Genomic DNA, 18,064 nt, shown 5'->3' with positions numbered 1-18,064 from the left:
AGTAGTTTTGTGATAAAATATAACTGTTCCATAGGATTCTTTCTAATGATGGTTTTGTCGCTTTTCATTATAGATCTTATGGGACTTTTTTTTCTACAACAAAATAGGCTCCATAATATCCATAGGGGATTTACTCACTACAAATATTATAGAGCCTTTTTATATCGTTTATATTATAATTGTGTTATTTTACTTCCAACTATTGAGAGAAATTTCTCCGCTATTGAGCCAGATTTCTTTTCCGTTATCATATTGAACTAAAAGCTTGCCATTTTCTGAGATATCTTTAGCAAGTCCTTTGTAGTCTTTTTGATCTAGTGTAAAAGTGACTTCTTTTCCAAGAACGAATGAGTGTTTTTTATATAGGTATAATAACTCCTCTGCTGGTGTTTCGAAGAAAGCACGCCATATTTCGATAATTAATTCATTTCTTGTTATAGGTGCTGATGTTTTAAATAAGCTAGCAGCTTTTTCTTTTAACTCTTGTGGGAAGTCATTAATAGTAAAGTTGATTCCTACTCCAATAATGATATCTGTGACTAAGCCTGTTTCTACAGAGGTCATTGCTTCAGTGAGAATTCCTCCAATTTTATGATTGTTTAGGTAGATATCATTGACCCATTTTATGTCGACATCTATTAATGTTAGGTTCTTAATGGCTTTGTAGATAGCTCCTGCTACAAGTAGTGTGTAGGATGGTAATTGGTCATAGGGGAGATTTGGTTTAAGATGGAGTGTCATATAAATACCACCTTGTGGTGAGTAGAAGGAACGTTGAAAACGGCCTCGGCCTGCTGTTTGATAGGAAGCTAGATAGAGGGTATTTGTTTCATGGCCTAAATCAATTGCTTCTTTTGCATCTAGTTGTGTTGATTTTGTTTCGGTTTTAAAGCTGACTTTAATTGGAAGATTTTCTTCTAGAATCTCTGGAAGAATAAGGTCACCATTCACCAGTTTATAGCCTTTGTTTTTGATACTATCAATTTCAATGCCTTCTTGTTCTAGCCGCCTGATGGCTTTCCAAATTGATGTTCTGCTGAGGGATAGTTCTTCTGCGATTTTTTCTCCGCTGATATAATCGGTTTCTTTAGCTAGAATCTGGTAGACAGCTTGGTAGGATTTCATAGTGTTTCCTTTCTCACTAGTTGGTACTGAGAGTATCTTTTCTTGTATGACTTGGAGTCTGATTAAAGTATTGTTTATAAGCTTTTGAAAAATGGAGTGGATCTGAAAAACCTACTGAGTATGCAATTACCTTGATGGACTCTTGGGTATTTTCGAGAAGTTGTTTAGCTCGGTGCATTCGAACGTAGAGTAGGTATTCTTTGGGTGATAAGGTATTAAATTCTTTGAATACGCTTGATAAGTAGCTTCTGTGAACGGATAGTTCTTTTGCTAAATCTTGAATTGTAAGTGATTGAGGATAGTGGCTATCAATTAATCGTTTGCATTCAAGATAGAGTTGGTAGGTTGATGAAATATTCTTTTTTTTCTGATTGGGAGCAATAGTTCCCAGATGAAACATCAGTTCATGGAGTTGTCCCATGATATGAAGTTGGGCTAATTCATTGGATTTTGTAATCTGAGCGAAGCGAACAATGTCTGAGATGAGTTTTGCAGTAGTCTGGGTATGACAAGTTTCAGATTGGATGAGATAGGATTGGTCAGAAATTTGAGAAAGAGCAAAATAATCAGGAGCTTTCCCTCCAGTGATTCCTAACCAGTAGTAGGCCCAAGGTTCTTTACTATCTGCTTGATAAAAGGTTAGTTCCTCTGGTTTTAATAGAAAGAAATCTCCTTCTTTTAAATCAACAATTTTACCCTTGTAATGAAATTTTCCTTGTCCTTTAGTAATGTAATGTAGAACGTATGTATCACGAATGGCTGGACCAAAAGAGTAATTTGGTGTGCATTCCTCATATCCATAAAAGCTTAAGGAAAGGTCAATTGTTCCAGTCTGGTATTCTGAAAAAACTAGCATGTGCTACCTCCTACCTAACATTTTACCATATTCTTGAGACATTTTTCTATTTTGGAAAGCGATTTCAGATGATAAAATAGAATCAATAAAGTGATGAGGTGAAGTAAATGGGAGTTAGGCTAGAGAATAATCTATTTTATGTTGAGAGTAAAAATTTAAGTTTGATTATTGAAAATCGAAATGGCTACTTACTTTTGAAACATTTAGGAAAGACTATTAAGAACTATAAAGGTTGCAATAGTGTTTATGAACGAGACCATGCCTTTTCAGGGAATCCAACGACTAATAATAGAACCTTTAGTTTAGATACTCAGCGTCAGATTTTCGGACAACATGGCTTAGGAGATTTTAGGAAACCAACTATACAGGTTCAGCATAGTGTAACTGAAGTAACAGACTTTCGATTTGTAGAAGCAAAGATTTTAAAAGGTCAGAATGGTCCACAGGGATTACCTTCTCCGCATAGCATGGACGATACAGAGACCCTTGCTTTGATGTTAGAAGATTCTAAGGCTCAACTTAGCCTGACTTTGTATTATACTGCTTTTGATAATGATGCGACAATTGCTAGCTACAGTAAATTAGAGAATAATAGTAATCAGGAAGTTGTCATCCATAAAGATTTTTCTTTTATGGCTGATTTGCCAGCTGCAGCTTACGAAATCGTAACTCTTCAGGGTGCTTATGCTCGCGAAAAGACTGTCAGACGTCAACAGGTAGAACAAGGAATCTTTTCGATTAGTTCGAACCGCGGTGCTTCTGGTCATGCTCAAACACCAGCTCTTCTACTATGTGATCAAGGAGTCACAGAGGATGCTGGGAATGCACTTGCTATTCAACTAATGTATAGTGGAAACTTTGAAGCTTTTGTTCAAAGGAATCAATTGAATGAAGTTCGACTGGCGATTGGGATTAATTCGGAAAACTTTTCTTGGAAGTTAGACCCTGAGGAATACTTTGAAACACCAGTAGCTTTAGTGACCTATTCAGATAAGGGATTAACTGGTATTAGCCATGAAAGTCAAAATTTTGTACTGAAGCATATTCTGCCAAGTAAATTTTCTAAAAAAGAACGTCCAATTCTAATCAATAACTGGGAAGCAACCTACTTTGACTTTCAGAGAGAAAAACTGTTAGAGCTGGCTGATGAAGCTAAGAAAGTTGGTATTGAACTTTTTGTATTGGATGATGGATGGTTTGGCAATCGCTTTGATGATAATCGTGCTTTAGGTGATTGGATTGTTAATGAGAAAAAACTGGGTGGTAGCCTAGAAAGTCTGATTTCAGCTATCCATGAAAGAGGTCTACAGTTTGGACTTTGGTTAGAACCGGAAATGATTTCTGTAGATAGTGATTTGTATCGTAAACATCCTGACTGGGCTATTCAGGTTCCAGGATATGAGCATACCTATTCTCGGAATCAATTAGTACTTAATCTTGCCAATCCTCAGGTAGTAGAATACTTGAAAAGTGTCTTAGATCAACTCCTATCTTATCATGAGATTGACTACATCAAATGGGATATGAACCGCAATATCACTAACTTAGGAAATGGCTTAACTTATCTAAAGACACAGATGCAATCTCATCAGTACACGCTGGGACTTTATGAACTTGTCGCTTATCTGACAGAGAAGCACAGTCATATTCTCTTTGAGTCCTGCTCTGGTGGTGGTGGACGAAATGATCTTGGTATGATGCGCTATTTCCCACAAGTCTGGGCAAGTGATAATACTGATGCTATTGCACGTTTACCAATTCAATACGGTTCATCCTATCTCTATCCAACCATTTCTATGGGGGCTCATGTGTCAGCAGTACCGAATCATCAGATGGGACGGATGACACCATTGGAAACTCGTGGTCATGTAGCAATGATGGGAAATTTGGGCTATGAGCTTGATTTGACAAGTTTATCAGATGAAGAGAAAGCTACGATTGCTAATCAGGTGAACTTGTATAAAGAATTACGACCAGTAGTTCAGTTAGGACAACAGTATAGACTAATCAATCCCGAGTCTGCATCCAATGAAGCAGCTGTACAATTTAATTACAAAAATCAAACGATTGTAACCTACGTTCGCGTTTTGTCAGTTGTAGAGACCATGGAAACAACTTTAAAATTAAAAGATTTGGATGCAGAGGGACTGTATGAATTACGGGAAAATGGAGAAGTTCACTCAGGTGCAGAACTCATGTATGCAGGCTTAACTGTTATCTTATCCCAAGGAGATTTTTTGAGTAGACAGTATATTTTTAGAAGACTATAATAAAGGTGTATAATTTTATAAAGGAGGCTTTCCAATGAAATGGTATAAAAAAATCGGACTTCTTGCAATTACAGGTTTAGCTTTGTTTGGGCTCGGCGCTTGCTCCAACTATGGTAAATCTGCGGATGGCACAGTGACCATCGAGTATTTCAACCAGAAAAAAGAAATGACCAAAACCTTGGAAGAAATCGCTCGTGATTTTGAGAAGGAAAACCCTAAGATCAAGGTCAAAGTCGTCAATGTACCAAATGCTGGTGAAGTATTGAAGACACGTGTTCTCGCAGGAGATGTGCCTGATGTGGTCAATATTTACCCACAGTCCATCGAACTGCAAGAATGGGCAAAAGCAGGTGTCTTTGAAGATTTGAGCAACAAAGACTACCTGAAACGCGTGAAAAATGGCTACGCTGAAAAATATGCTGTAAACGAAAAAGTTTACAACGTTCCTTTTACAGCTAATGCTTATGGAATTTACTACAACAAAGATAAATTCGAAGAGCTGGGCTTGAAGGTTCCTGAAACCTGGGATGAATTTGAACAGTTAGTCAAAGACATCGTTACTAAAGGACAAACACCATTTGGAATTGCAGGTGCAGATGCTTGGACACTCAATGGTTACAATCAATTAGCCTTTGCGACAGCAACAGGTGGAGGAAAAGAAGCCAATCAATACCTTCGTTATTCTCAACCAAATACCATTAAATTGTCGGATCCGATTATGAAAGATGACATCAAGGTCATGGACATCCTTCGCATCAATGGCTCTAAGCAAAAGAACTGGGAAGGTGCTGGCTATACCGATGTTATCGGAGCCTTCGCACGTGGGGATGTCCTCATGACACCAAATGGGTCTTGGGCGATCACAGCGATTAATGAACAAAAACCGAACTTTAAGATTGGGACCTTCATGATTCCAGGAAAAGAAAAAGGACAAAGCTTAACCGTTGGTGCGGGAGACTTGGCATGGTCTATCTCAGCCGCCACCAAACATCCAAAAGAAGCCAATGCCTTTGTGGAATATATGACCCGTCCAGAAGTTATGCAAAAATACTACGATGTGGACGGATCTCCAACAGCGATCGAAGGGGTCAAACAAGCAGGAGAAGATTCACCGCTTGCTGGTATGACCGAATATGCCTTTACGGATCGTCACTTGGTCTGGTTGCAACAATACTGGACCAGTGAAGCAGACTTCCATACCTTGACCATGAACTATGTCTTGACTGGTGATAAACAAGGCATGGTCAATGATTTGAATGCCTTCTTTAACCCGATGAAAGCGGATGTGGATTAGGAGTAGAGAGACTATGAAAAAAGTATTACAAAAATATTGGGCATGGGCTTTTGTGGTCATTCCCCTCTTGTTACAAGCAATTTTCTTCTATGTGCCGATGTTTCAAGGAGCCTTTTACAGTTTTACTAACTGGACAGGATTGACTTATAACTACAAATTTGTCGGCTTAAACAACTTTAAGCTCCTCTTCATGGATCCAAAATTCATGAATGCGATTGGCTTTACCGCAATCATTACGATTGCCATGGTGGTTGGTGAGATTGCACTCGGGATCTTCATTGCGCGTGTCTTGAACTCTAAAATCAAAGCCCAAACCTTCTTCCGTGCTTGGTTCTTCTTCCCAGCTGTTTTGTCTGGTTTGACAGTGGCTTTGATCTTCAAGCAAGTCTTCAACTACGGTCTTCCAGCGATTGGGCATGCCCTTCATATTGAATTTCTCCAAACCAGTCTTTTAGGGACTAAGTGGGGAGCGATCTTTGCGGCTGTCTTTGTCCTTCTTTGGCAAGGGGTGGCTATGCCCATCATCATCTTCCTAGCTGGTTTGCAATCTATTCCAACTGAGATTACAGAGGCAGCAAGGATTGATGGCGCGACTAGCAAGCAAGTTTTCTGGAACATTGAATTGCCTTACTTGCTACCAAGTGTCTCTATGGTCTTTATCCTATCCCTAAAAGGTGGGCTGACTGCTTTTGACCAAGTCTTTGCCATGACCGGTGGTGGTCCAAACAATGCCACAACCTCGCTTGGGCTTTTGGTTTATAACTATGCCTTTAAAAACAACCAATTCGGTTATGCCAATGCCATTGCCGTAATCTTGTTCTTCTTAATTGTAGTGATTTCGATCATCCAATTGATAGTATCTAAGAAATTTGAAATTTAAGAGGAGAAGCATGATGAAACAAGATGAAAGAAAAGACCTGATTGGCAAATACATTCTATTGATTCTAGGATCGGTTCTGATTTTAGTGCCGCTTCTTGCTACCCTCTTTAGTTCCTTCAAACCCACTAAGGATATTGTAGATAATTTCTTTGGCTTTCCAACCAACTTCACATGGGACAACTTTAGCCGTCTCTTAGCTGATGGGATCGGAGGCTATTATTGGAACTCTGTCGTCATCACTGTCTTGTCTTTACTTGCAGTAATGATCTTTATTCCTATGGCAGCCTACTCCATCGCTCGTAATATGAGTAAAAGAAAAGCCTTTACCATCATGTATACCCTCTTAATCCTCGGAATCTTCGTACCTTTCCAAGTCATCATGATTCCGATTACGGTTATGATGAGTAAACTCGGTTTGGCTAATACCTTTGGTTTGATCTTGCTCTACTTGACCTATGCGATTCCACAGACCCTCTTTCTCTATGTTGGCTATATCAAAATCTCGATCCCAGAAAGTCTGGATGAAGCAGCAGAGATCGATGGGGCTAATAAATTTACAACCTATTTCCGCATCATCTTCCCAATGATGAAACCGATGCATGCGACAACCATGATCATCAATGCCCTTTGGTTCTGGAATGACTTCATGTTGCCACTCCTTGTCTTGAACCGGGATTCCAAAATGTGGACTCTGCCTTTGTTCCAATACAACTACGCAGGCCAATATTTCAACGACTACGGACCAAGCTTTGCCTCATACGTTGTCGGCATTATCAGTATCACCATTGTCTATCTCTTCTTCCAACGCCATATCATCGCAGGAATGAGCAACGGAGCAGTGAAGTAAGAAGAGACTAGAGAAGCTACAATTTCTGACACAGAGGAAGGGTTCAGCTTGTTGATAATTCTATGTAGAAAACAAGAAAGTAGTACTTAGTTTATCACAGTCTATATTAGTACGAGTTTGATGATAAACAGAGATTTAATACTCAATGAAAATCAAAGAGCAAACTAGGAAGCTAGTCACAGGTTGCTCAAACCACTGTTTTGAGGTTGCAGATAGAGCTGACGTGGTTTGAAGAGATTTTCGAAGAGTATAACATGAATTTGATTTACGAAGCCAAGTCATACGAGACTTGGCTTCAATTAGAAAAAGGAGAGTAATGATGCCGATTCAGAATAAAACAATGTTGATTACCTATTCAGATAGTCTTGGAAATAATCTTAAAGACTTATATGAGAATTTGGAAGAGCATTTTGGAGATGCTATTGGGGAGTTCACCTTCTACCATTTTTCCCATCAACAGGTGATCGTGGATTTGCGCCAGTTGACTACGACGAAGTGGACTCAGCTTTTGGTGATTGGGAGGATGTTAAGCGTTTAGGTGAGAAATATTATCTTATGTTTGACTTTATGATTAACCATATTTCTCGTCAATCTAAGTATTATAAGGACTATCAAGAAAAACATGAAGCCAGTGAATTTAAAGATCTCTTTTTAAACTGGGATAAGTTTTGGCCAGAAAACCGTCCGACACAGTCTGATGTAGATTTAATTTACAAGCGTAAGGATCGTGCACCAAAGCAAGAGATTGTTTTTGAAGATGGGTCAGTGGAACATTTGTGGAATACCTTTGGTGAGGAGCAGATTGATCTTGATGTGACCAAAGAAGTAACTATGGAATTTATCCGTAAGACCATTCAGCACTTGGCAAGTAATGGGTGTGATTTGATTCGTCTAGATGCCTTTGCTTATGCAGTGAAGAAATTGGATACTAATGATTTCTTTGTAGAACCAGATATTTGGGATTTATTGGACAAAGTTCGAGATATCGCTGCTGAGTATGGGACAGAGCTCTTACCTGAGATTCATGAACATTATTCGATTCAGTTTAAAATAGCGGATCACGATTACTATATTTATGATTTTGCGCTTCCAATGGTGACACTCTATACTCTTTACAGTTCCAGAACAGAGCGTTTGGCTAAGTGGTTAAAGATGAGCCCGATGAAGCAATTTACGACGCTAGACACCCATGATGGGATTGGAGTGGTGGATGTCAAGGATATCCTGACTGATGAGGAGATTGACTATGCTTCAAATGAACTCTATAAGGTTGGAGCTAATGTCAAACGTAAGTACTCTAGTGCAGAGTATAACAATTTAGATATCTACCAAATCAATTCAACCTACTATTCTGCGCTTGGAGATGATGATGTTAAGTATTTTCTCGCTCGTCTAATTCAAGCTTTTGCTCCAGGTATTCCTCAAGTTTACTATGTAGGTCTATTAGCAGGCAAGAATGACTTGAAATTATTAGAAGAAACTAAAGAAGGTCGAAATATTAATCGTCATTACTATAGCAATGAGGAAATAGCAGAAGAAGTCCAACGTCCTGTAGTGAAGGCCCTTCTCAATCTATTTTCTTTCCGTAACCGTTCAGAAGCCTTTGATCTAGGAGGGACTATTGACGTTGAAACACCAACAGCTCACAGCATTGTAATCAAACGTCAAAATAAAGATAAGTCCGTAACAGCAGTAGCAGAAATTGATTTGCAAAATCAGACTTATCGGGTAATTGAGAACGGAATTGAAGTAACATTTTGAAAATTTGATATGGTGGATAAAATAGGGTTTTTATTTTAGAAAACGTTTCCTTTGTTTTCAAATTGCTCAAAAAGTGGTACAATATAGGATAGCTTACTATTATCTGAATCAGTTGATTTGGAGAGAAAGGATTCATTTTGAAATCAATAGGCTTTATTGAAAAGCTGAAAGGGTTGTCTAGTAAAGAGCTGATTTTATTGGGAATTATCCTGAGTATCTTTTTACCCTTTTATCTTTTTGTAGTTGTATTCTGTTTATATATTATCAGTTTGATTTTTACAGGAGACATGAAAAGTATTCTTCAGAAAATGGGGGAGCATCCGATGCTGCTTCTTTTTCTTGGCTATAGTACTGTTATATCCGTTTTTGCACAAAATTGGATGGGAGTTGTAGCTTCAGTAGGAATTTTTCTATTTACTGTTTTCTTTTTGCATTATCAGTCGATTTTATCACATAAATTCTTTCGATTGATTTTGCAGCTCGTCTTGTTTGGTAGCGTCTTGTCAGCTGCTTTTGCGAGTTTAGAACATTTCCAAATTGTGAAGAAATTCAACTATGCTTTTCTTTCACCCAATATGCAGGTGTGGCATCAGAATCGTGCAGAAGTGACCTTCTTTAATCCTAATTATTATGGAATTATTTGTTGTTTCTGTATCATGATTGCCTTCTATTTGTTTACAACGACCAAGTTGAATTGGTTGAAAGTATTCTGTGTGATTGCAGGCTTTGTGAATCTCTTTGGATTGAACTTTACTCAAAACCGAACTGCCTTTCCTGCTATTATCGCTGGAGCCATTATTTATCTCTTTACGACCATTAAAAACTGGAAGGCCTTTTGGCTTAGTATTGGGGTCTTTGCGATTGGCTTGAGCTTCCTCTTTTCTAGTGATTTGGGAGTTCGGATGGGGACTTTAGATTCTTCTATGGAAGAACGCATTTCTATCTGGGATGCTGGGATGGCCTTGTTTAAGCAAAATCCTTTTTGGGGTGAAGGGCCATTGACCTATATGCACTCGTATCCTCGGATAAATGCTCCTTATCATGAACATGCTCACAGTCTTTATATTGATACGATTCTGAGTTACGGAATTGTAGGGACCATTTTACTAGTTTTGTCTTCTGTGGCTCCTGTTCGCTTGATGATGGATATGAGTCAGGAGTCGGGGAAACGCCCGATTATCGGTCTTTATCTGTCTTTCCTTACAGTAGTTGCTGTACACGGAATCTTTGACTTGGCCCTCTTCTGGATTCAGTCAGGTTTCATTTTCTTGCTAGTTATGTGCAGTATTCCATTGGAGCATCGAACCTTGGTATCGGACATGACGGATTAAGTTTTATAAGATTGAAATCTTCTACCTTGGGTGGGAGATTTTTTTACAGGGGAAAATTATTTCTAAATAGAAATAGTTGACAGTTGAAAGGACAAGTGTTACAATTATTTTATTCGTTTCGATATCGAAATAAATTGGAGGTGTTATGAAAGATAGTCATTTGCTAGCCCATCATATTCGTTTGTTGAATGGGCGGATGTTTCAAAAGTTACTGAGTCAAGATCCTGAGGCTCTTTATAGGGGTGAACAGGGCAAGATTTTAGCGGTTTTATGGAATAGTGAAACTGGCTGCGCAACTGCGACAGATATCGCGCTTGCGACTGGGCTTGCGAATAATACGCTGACGACTATGATAAAAAAGCTAGAGGAACAAAAGCTTGTAATTGTTAGTCCGTGTGGAAAAGACAAGCGTAAGAAGTATTTAGTTTTAACGGAGTTAGGCAAGTCCCAGAAAGAAGTGGGACATCGTGTCAGTCAGAAATTGGATATGATTTTTTACAAAGGTTTTTCAGAGGAAGAAATTCGTCAGTTTGAAGCCTTTCAAGAAAGAATTTTGGCTAATCTGAAAGAGAAGGCAAAAGAGGATTAAAATATGTCACAACAAGTGAAAAATGCTCACAACCTATACATCCATGCCATTCAAGACGGACGAGTTGCTGAGGCTCAAGCCCAGTCTGTAGGGGATACCTATATCCAACATTCGACAGGTGTTCCTGACGGGAAAGAAGGATTTGCAGCCTTCTTTGCAGATTTTTTTGAGCGTCATCCAGAGCGTCAGATTAAGATTGCCCGCACTATTGAGGATGGCAATCTGGTCTTTGTTCATGTTCATCAATATCTGAATGGTGGGAAAGCTCAATGGGTGACGACAGATACTTTCCGCGCGGATGATAATGGTCGTATCGTGGAGCATTGGGATGTCATTGACTACTATCGAGCACCTGAAAATGACCAACTAGATCAAATTTTTGGAGATTTTGAAATCAAGGATTTAGATAAAACAGTAGAAAATAAAAAGCTGGTTCGCCGTTTCTTGACAGAAATTTTCCAAAATGGGGAACTGGAGCAGTGGAGTGATTATGTGGCAGACGATTTGATTCAGCATAATCATGAGATTGGACAAGGAAGTGCTGCTTATAAAAACTATGTGGCTGAATATAGTGCCACTCTTGACTTTGTTTTCCAACTCTTAGGATAAGGAAACTATGTGGCTAGCTATGGTCAGACTCAGATTGATGGCCTTGCTTATGCCCAGTACGATATCTTCCGTTTAGAGAACGGGAAAATTGTGGAGCATTGGGACAATAAGGAAGTCATGCCTAAGGTAGAAGACTTGACCAATCGAGGGAAGTTTTAAATGAGGATACAGAATGATTGAATACAAAAATGTAGCTTTACGTTACACAGAAAAAGATGTCTTGAGAGATGTTAATTTACGGATTGAGAATGGGGAATTTATGGTTTTAGTAGGGCCATCTGGCTCAGGTAAGACGACCATGATTAAGATGATTAACCGTCTCTTGGAACCAACTGATGGAAATATTTACATGGATGGCAAGCGCATCAAAGATTATGATGAGCGTGAACTTCGTCTGTCTACTGGTTATGTTTTACAGGCCATTGCTCTCTTTCCAAATCTAACGGTTGCGGAAAATATTGCCTTGATTCCTGAGATGAAGGGCTGGACTAAGGAAGAAATTGCTCAGAAAACTGAAGAGCTTTTGGCTAAGGTTGGTTTACCGGTAGCTGAGTATGGGCATCGACTTCCGAGTGAATTATCTGGTGGAGAACAGCAACGGGTCGGTATTGTCCGAGCCATGATTGGTCAGCCTAAGATTCTCCTCATGGATGAACCTTTTTCAGCCTTGGATGCTATTTCTCGCAAACAGTTACAGGTTCTGACGAAAGAATTGCATAAAGAGTTTGGGATGACAACGATTTTTGTAACCCATGATACGGATGAAGCTCTGAAATTGGCAGACCGTATTGCTGTCTTGCAGGATGGAGAGATTCGTCAGGTGGCGAATCCCGAGACGATTTTAAAAGCTCCTGCCACAGACTTTGTAGCAGACTTGTTTGGAGGTAGTGTTCATGACTAATTTAATTACAACTTTTCAGGATCGTTTTAGTGATTGGTTGACAGCTCTATCTCAACATTTGCAGTTGTCACTGTTGACCCTGTTACTAGCTATTTTTATCGCGATTCCCTTGGCTGTTTCTCTTCGCTATCATGAGAAGTTGGCCGACTGGGTCTTGCAGATTGCAGGGATTTTCCAGACCATCCCGTCATTGGCCTTGTTAGGGCTCTTTATTCCCTTGATGGGAATTGGAACCTTGCCAGCTTTGACAGCACTAGTGATTTATGCGATTTTCCCTATTTTGCAAAATACTATCACTGGACTCAAGGGAATTGATCCAAGTCTACAAGAGGCTGGGATTGCCTTTGGGATGACCAGATGGGAACGTCTCAAGAAGTTTGAAATTCCACTGGCCATGCCTGTTATGATGTCTGGAATTCGGACGGCAGCTGTTTTGATTATCGGTACGGCAACCTTGGCGGCCTTGATTGGGGCAGGGGGACTGGGTTCCTTTATCCTTTTGGGAATTGACCGTAATAATGCCAGTCTGATTTTAATTGGGGCCCTTTCTTCTGCAGTGCTGGCCATTGCCTTTAACTTCCTACTAAAAGTGATGGAAAAGGCAAAATTGCGGACGATTTTCTCAGGTTTTGCCTTGGTGACAATATTGCTTGGTTTGTCTTATAGTCCAGCTCTTTTGGCTCAAAAAGAGAAAGAAAACTTGGTCATTGCTGGGAAATTGGGTCCAGAACCAGAAATTTTGGCCAATATGTATAAACTCCTCATTGAAGAAAATACCAGTATGACTGCGACTGTTAAACCGAATTTTGGGAAAACAAGTTTCCTCTATGAGGCTCTGAAAAAAGGCGATATTGACATCTATCCTGAATTTACAGGAACGGTGACTGAAAGTTTACTTCAACCATCACCGAAAGTAAGTCATGAGCCAGAGCAGGTTTATAATGTGGCGCGTGATGGCATTGCCAAACAGGATCATCTAGCCTATCTCAAACCCATGTCTTATCAAAATACCTACGCTGTAGCTGTTCCGAAAAAGATTGCTCAAGAATATGGCTTGAAGACCATTTCGGACTTGAAAAAAGTAGAAGGACAGTTGAAGGCAGGCTTTACTCTCGAGTTTAATGACCGTGAGGATGGAAATAAGGGCTTGCAGTCAATGTATGGTCTCAATCTCAATGTGGCGACCATGGAACCAGCTCTTCGCTATCAGGCAATTCAGTCAGGCGATATTCAAATCACGGACGCTTATTCGACTGATGCGGAATTGGCACGTTATGATTTACAGGTATTGGAAGATGACAAACAACTCTTCCCACCTTATCAAGGGGCTCCACTGATGAAAGAAGCTCTTCTCAAGAAACATCCAGAGTTGGAAACAGTTCTCAATAAATTGGCTGGTAAAATTACTGAAAGCCAGATGAGCCAGCTCAACTACCAAGTCGGTGTTGAAGGCAAGTCAGCAGAACAAGTAGCCAAGGAGTTTCTACAAGAACAAGGTTTGTTGAAGAAATAGCTTGAAAAGCTAAACTCAACTTGGTTAAACGATTATATAGAAGAACGCTCAGACAATGTCGTCTGGGCTTTTTGATTATTGAAAAGATAAGAAACTCAGTAGCCTAGAAATAAGGCAACCGAGCTTTAATCTGTATTCAATTTTTAGGAATGAGAAGGTCTAGATAAAATTGGACAACTTCCTGTTCTGTGAAATCTTGCCCTTTTTTGAGCCACCAGGTCAATGTCTCGATAAAGTTGGATACGATTAAGTGTTGGAGGTAAGGAGTAGGCAGACTCGGGTGAGATTCTTTTAAATCATCAGCCATCACGGAATAGACATGGTGTTCTAGCTCTTTATGGAGTTGACGGAGGAAGTAGTCATTTTTGGAAAATAGCAGACTGGTGATATGGTCTTGGTTTTTCTGAAAATGCAGAAAGAGGTGGGCGAGATAGTCCACGGTAGAAACGGATTGCTTTCTTTCAAAGAGGTGATGGAAGAGATGGCGGCAAAGCTCGTCCAGAAGTAGTTCCTTACTCTCATAGTGACAGTAAAAGGTGGAACGTCCTACATCTGCGAGATCAATGATATCCTGAACTGTAGTGGCTTCGTACCCCTTATCGTTCAAAAGTTGTAGAAAAGCTTGATAGATGGCTTTTTTGGTTTTGCTGATACGGCGGTCAATGTTAGTCATATGGACACTTGAGGCAAATTGTTCAGAACTGAATAAAGCTGACGTTTTGCTTCTATCCTTTCTTTGAATTTTAGTGGATAATGATAATGAACAAGGTGTTCATAAATTTATTATAACAAAGGAATGAGAAAGATGAAGGCAAAATATACTGTTTGGGTAGCTTTTTTCTTAAATTTAAGCTATGCCATTGTTGAGTTTATCGCAGGAGGAATCTTTGGTTCGAGTGCTGTTCTTGCTGATTCTGTCCATGACTTGGGAGATGCTATAGCCATTGGCATATCGGCCTTTTTAGAAACAATCTCTAATCGTGAAGAAGACAGCCACTATACCTTGGGCTACAAGCGTTTTAGCCTTTTAGGGGCCATGGTAACGGCTGTGATTCTTATGACAGGGTCCGTTTTGGTCATTTTGGAAAATATAGCGAAAATCTTTCATCCACAACCGGTCAATGATGAGGGGATTCTCTGGTTAGGAATTATTGCGATTACTATCAATGTGCTAGCGAGTCTCGTCATTCGCAAAGGACAAACCAAGAACGAATCCATTCTCAGCCTGCACTTTCTGGAAGATACCTTGGGTTGGGTGACTGTCATCCTGATGGCCATTGTTCTTCGATTTACCGATTGGTATATCTTGGATCCGCTCTTGTCTCTTGTTATTTCCTTCTTTATTCTGTCAAAAGCCCTTCCACGTTTTTGGAGAACGCTCAAGATATTCCTCGATGCAGTGCCAGAAGGAGTAGATATCCAGAAGATCAAGACGGATTTAGCAGAATTGGACCATGTCGCTAGTATCAATCAGCTTAATCTCTGGACTATGGATGGTTTGGAAAAAAATGCCATTGTCCATGTTTGTTTAAAAGAGATGGAGCATATGGAAACTTGTAAAGAATCTATTCGAATTTTCCTCAAAGATTGTGGCTTTCAAAATATTACCATTGAAGTTGATGCAGACCTAGAAAGTCACCAAGCACATAAGCGAAAGGTGTGAGTTGGAGCGGAATCATAGAGATTATTAGAGAAACAGCCTTGCTAGAGGTCGTTTTGTAATCCTAATCATTCTTTGTACTCTCTCTCAATGTCAGTCTGGTTCCCAGCATGGTCAGGCTAGGTATTTTCCGACCGTGGAGGACTTCCTTGTTAAGAATATCCATACCTGCTCGGCCCATTTCCTCGGTATAGACGGTGATGCTAGAGAGGGGAGGATAAACCTGCTTGGTCAGACTGGTGTCGTTAAAGGAAATGAGGCTGACGCGGTCTGGCAGGCTGATTCCAGCTTCTTGGAGAGCACGGAGGGCACCGATGGCTAAACTATCGCTAGCTGCAAAAAATGCTGGTGGCAGTTGGTCTCCCAAGTTCTGAATGGCCTCTTTCATTAAGTCATAGCCAGACTGGGCAGTAAAGCTTCCTTGAAAGACCAGTTCATCATGATAGATTCCCTTCGCTTGACTGTAGTTTCTGAAGTTTTCCAGCCGCTTATCCTCAATGATTTCTTCTTGGTCGGTTGTTTCCTCAAGCCCTGTTAGAATCCCGATACGGTCCATTCCTTGACTGAGGAAATAATCGAAAACCTGTTTCATGGCAGTGTAAAAATCCGTGATAATACAGGTATGCCCCAAGGAAAGTGTATCACTGTCTAAAAATACAAGAGGTTTTTGGTATTCTTCAAAGGCAGAAATCTGAGCTCGGCTAAATTTTCCGATGCAAAGAATCCCAATCACTTCTTCGCTCAGGGTAAAAGGATGGTCATTAAAATAGCGTAAGATATCATAGTCCAACTCTTGGGCTCTTTTTTCTATGCCTAGGCGAATCTGGTAGTAGTAGAGGTCGTCCAGCTCTCCTTGTTCGCTGACCCATTGGATAATGGCAATCTTTTGCTTGGGCTTGTGGGACTCGCCTGTCTTGAGGTGCTTGGTGTAGCCCAACTCTTCAGCAACAGTTAAAATACGGTGTCTGGTTTCTTCTGTAACAGATAGGCTCTGGTCGCGGTTTAGGACACGGGATACGGTCGCGATAGAGACAGAAGCTAGTTGTGCAATATCTTTTAAGGTAGCCATAAATCCTCCTTCTTTTAAGTTAGTATATCATATTTTTCTGCTTTTTACTGATAGTTTAGTAAAATTTTAGTAAAAAGGATTGACCTTGGGGAATCCCTTGGATACAATAGAAGAAAACGATTACACGTTAAGGTGACTTAACGGACAGTCAAAGGAGAATTCATATGTCACAACATCTTACTGCAGAAGCACTTCGTAAAGACTTTCTTGCTGTTTTTGGTCAAGAAGCAGACCAAATCTTCTTTTCACCAGGTCGTATCAACTTGATTGGTGAGCACACAGACTACAACGGTGGGCACGTTTTTCCTGCTGCTATTTCCTTAGGAACATACGGTGCAGCTCGCAAACGTGATGACCAAGTTTTGCGTTTCTACTCAGCCAACTTTGAGGACAAGGGCATTATCGAAGTGCCTCTAGCAGACCTCAAGTTTGAAAAAGAGCACAACTGGACTAACTATCCAAAAGGGGTTCTTCATTTCTTGCAAGAAGCTGGGCATGTGATTGACAAAGGGTTTGATTTTTATGTTTATGGGAATATCCCAAATGGTGCTGGTTTGTCTTCTTCAGCATCCCTTGAACTCTTGACAGGGGTCGTGGCAGAACATCTCTTTGATTTAAAACTAGAGCGTCTCGATTTGGTTAAAATCGGAAAACAAACAGAAAACAATTTTATCGGAGTCAATTCTGGCATTATGGACCAATTTGCTATTGGTATGGGGGCTGATCAACGTGCTATTTACTTAGATACTAACACTTTAGAGTATGATTTGGTGCCACTTGATTTGAAGGACAATGTCGTTGTTATCATGAACACTAACAAACGCCGTGAATTGGCGGACTCTAAATACAATGAACGTCGTGCTGAGTGTGAAAAAGCAGTGGAAGAATTGCAAGTTGCTTTAGATATTCAGACCTTGGGTGAATTGGATGAGTGGGCCTTTGACCAATACAGCTATCTGATTAAAGATGAAAATTGTTTGAAACGTGCTCGCCATGCTGTGCTTGAAAACCAACGTACCCTTAAAGCGCAAGCAGCCCTTCAAGCAGGTGATTTGGAAACATTTGGTCGTTTGATGAATGCATCACACGTTTCTCTGGAACATGATTATGAAGTAACTGGCTTGGAATTAGATACCCTAGTTCATACGTCTTGGGATCAAGAAGGAGTTCTCGGTGCTCGTATGACAGGGGCAGGTTTTGGCGGATGTGCCATTGCCTTGGTGCAAAAAGATGCTGTTGATGACTTTAAGGAAGCTGTAGGCAAACACTACGAGGAAGTAGTTGGCTACGCTCCAAGCTTCTATATCGCTGAAGTTGCAGGTGGCACTCGCGTCCTTGACTAGTCAAAAGGAGACTCTA

Annotated in this window: 14 protein-coding genes and 2 pseudogenes; 12 read left to right on the top strand and 4 right to left on the bottom strand. The window is 40.1% G+C overall.

The window, feature by feature from the left end:
- Positions 1-189 precede the first annotated feature (189 nt).
- Positions 190-1,125, bottom strand: a complete 936-nt coding sequence (gene birA / locus HT722_RS03735; protein ID WP_173277647.1) for a bifunctional biotin--[acetyl-CoA-carboxylase] ligase/biotin operon repressor BirA — start codon at positions 1,123-1,125, stop codon at positions 190-192.
- Between the two features lie 16 nt (positions 1,126-1,141).
- Positions 1,142-1,981: an AraC family ligand binding domain-containing protein gene (locus HT722_RS03730; RefSeq protein ID WP_173277645.1), complete on the bottom strand. Its 840-nt coding sequence runs from the start codon at positions 1,979-1,981 to the stop codon at positions 1,142-1,144.
- A 107-nt stretch (positions 1,982-2,088) separates the two neighbouring features.
- Between HT722_RS03730 and HT722_RS03725 the strand changes: the two genes are divergently transcribed.
- The 10 genes and pseudogenes from HT722_RS03725 to HT722_RS03680 all read left to right on the top strand — a co-directional run bounded on the left by HT722_RS03725 (position 2,089) and on the right by HT722_RS03680 (position 13,976).
- On the top strand, positions 2,089-4,251 hold the full coding sequence (locus tag HT722_RS03725) for an alpha-galactosidase (protein WP_173277643.1): 2,163 nt from the start codon (positions 2,089-2,091) through the stop codon (positions 4,249-4,251).
- 34 nt (positions 4,252-4,285) lie between these two features.
- The gene (locus HT722_RS03720) at positions 4,286-5,545 is read left to right on the top strand and encodes an extracellular solute-binding protein (protein ID WP_173277641.1); all 1,260 of its coding nucleotides are present in this window, start codon (positions 4,286-4,288) and stop codon (positions 5,543-5,545) included.
- 13 nt (positions 5,546-5,558) lie between these two features.
- Positions 5,559-6,425, top strand: a complete 867-nt coding sequence (locus HT722_RS03715; protein WP_173277639.1) for a sugar ABC transporter permease — start codon at positions 5,559-5,561, stop codon at positions 6,423-6,425.
- A gap of 13 nt (positions 6,426-6,438) precedes the next feature.
- Positions 6,439-7,272: a carbohydrate ABC transporter permease gene (locus tag HT722_RS03710; RefSeq protein ID WP_075213618.1), complete on the top strand. Its 834-nt coding sequence runs from the start codon at positions 6,439-6,441 to the stop codon at positions 7,270-7,272.
- A 319-nt stretch (positions 7,273-7,591) separates the two neighbouring features.
- Positions 7,592-9,033 (top strand): annotated as a pseudogene (gtfA, locus tag HT722_RS03705) (sucrose phosphorylase).
- A 137-nt stretch (positions 9,034-9,170) separates the two neighbouring features.
- Positions 9,171-10,364, top strand: coding sequence for an O-antigen ligase (locus HT722_RS03700; RefSeq protein ID WP_064275733.1), 1,194 nt, complete (start codon positions 9,171-9,173; stop codon positions 10,362-10,364).
- Between the two features lie 145 nt (positions 10,365-10,509).
- A complete protein-coding gene (locus HT722_RS03695) occupies positions 10,510-10,953 on the top strand; it encodes a MarR family transcriptional regulator (protein ID WP_173277637.1) in 444 nt (147 codons plus the stop codon).
- Between the two features lie 3 nt (positions 10,954-10,956).
- Positions 10,957-11,721: pseudogene (locus tag HT722_RS03690) on the top strand (nuclear transport factor 2 family protein).
- A 13-nt stretch (positions 11,722-11,734) separates the two neighbouring features.
- Positions 11,735-12,463 carry an ABC transporter ATP-binding protein gene (locus HT722_RS03685; RefSeq protein WP_049484633.1) on the top strand — a complete coding sequence of 243 codons (729 nt, stop codon included), beginning with the start codon at positions 11,735-11,737 and terminating at the stop codon, positions 12,461-12,463.
- Complete coding sequence (locus tag HT722_RS03680; RefSeq protein ID WP_173277635.1) at positions 12,456-13,976, top strand: ABC transporter permease/substrate-binding protein; 1,521 nt, start codon at positions 12,456-12,458, stop codon at positions 13,974-13,976. Before HT722_RS03685 ends, HT722_RS03680 begins: the two co-directional genes overlap by 8 nt.
- A gap of 136 nt (positions 13,977-14,112) precedes the next feature.
- Here the strand turns inward: HT722_RS03680 and HT722_RS03675 are convergent, their stop codons facing one another.
- Positions 14,113-14,649 carry a TetR/AcrR family transcriptional regulator gene (locus HT722_RS03675; protein ID WP_173277633.1) on the bottom strand — a complete coding sequence of 179 codons (537 nt, stop codon included), beginning with the start codon at positions 14,647-14,649 and terminating at the stop codon, positions 14,113-14,115.
- A 132-nt stretch (positions 14,650-14,781) separates the two neighbouring features.
- On the opposite strand from HT722_RS03675, the gene HT722_RS03670 reads away from it, so the two are divergent.
- A complete protein-coding gene (locus tag HT722_RS03670) occupies positions 14,782-15,639 on the top strand; it encodes a cation diffusion facilitator family transporter (protein ID WP_173228775.1) in 858 nt (285 codons plus the stop codon).
- 61 nt (positions 15,640-15,700) lie between these two features.
- Here the strand turns inward: HT722_RS03670 and galR are convergent, their stop codons facing one another.
- Positions 15,701-16,705, bottom strand: coding sequence for a DNA-binding transcriptional regulator GalR (gene galR, locus HT722_RS03665; RefSeq protein ID WP_173277631.1), 1,005 nt, complete (start codon positions 16,703-16,705; stop codon positions 15,701-15,703).
- 164 nt (positions 16,706-16,869) lie between these two features.
- Here galR and HT722_RS03660 point away from each other — a divergent pair, with 164 nt between their 5' ends.
- The gene (locus tag HT722_RS03660) at positions 16,870-18,048 is read left to right on the top strand and encodes a galactokinase (RefSeq protein ID WP_173277629.1); all 1,179 of its coding nucleotides are present in this window, start codon (positions 16,870-16,872) and stop codon (positions 18,046-18,048) included.
- Positions 18,049-18,064: the final 16 nt, after the last annotated feature.

The sequence above is a fragment of the Streptococcus sp. 53 genome (assembly GCF_013276565.1).
Taxonomy (GTDB): Bacteria; Bacillota; Bacilli; order Lactobacillales; family Streptococcaceae; genus Streptococcus.
The sequence above is the reverse complement of the archived record's forward strand: the minus strand, read 5'-3'. Positions and strand labels throughout refer to the sequence as shown.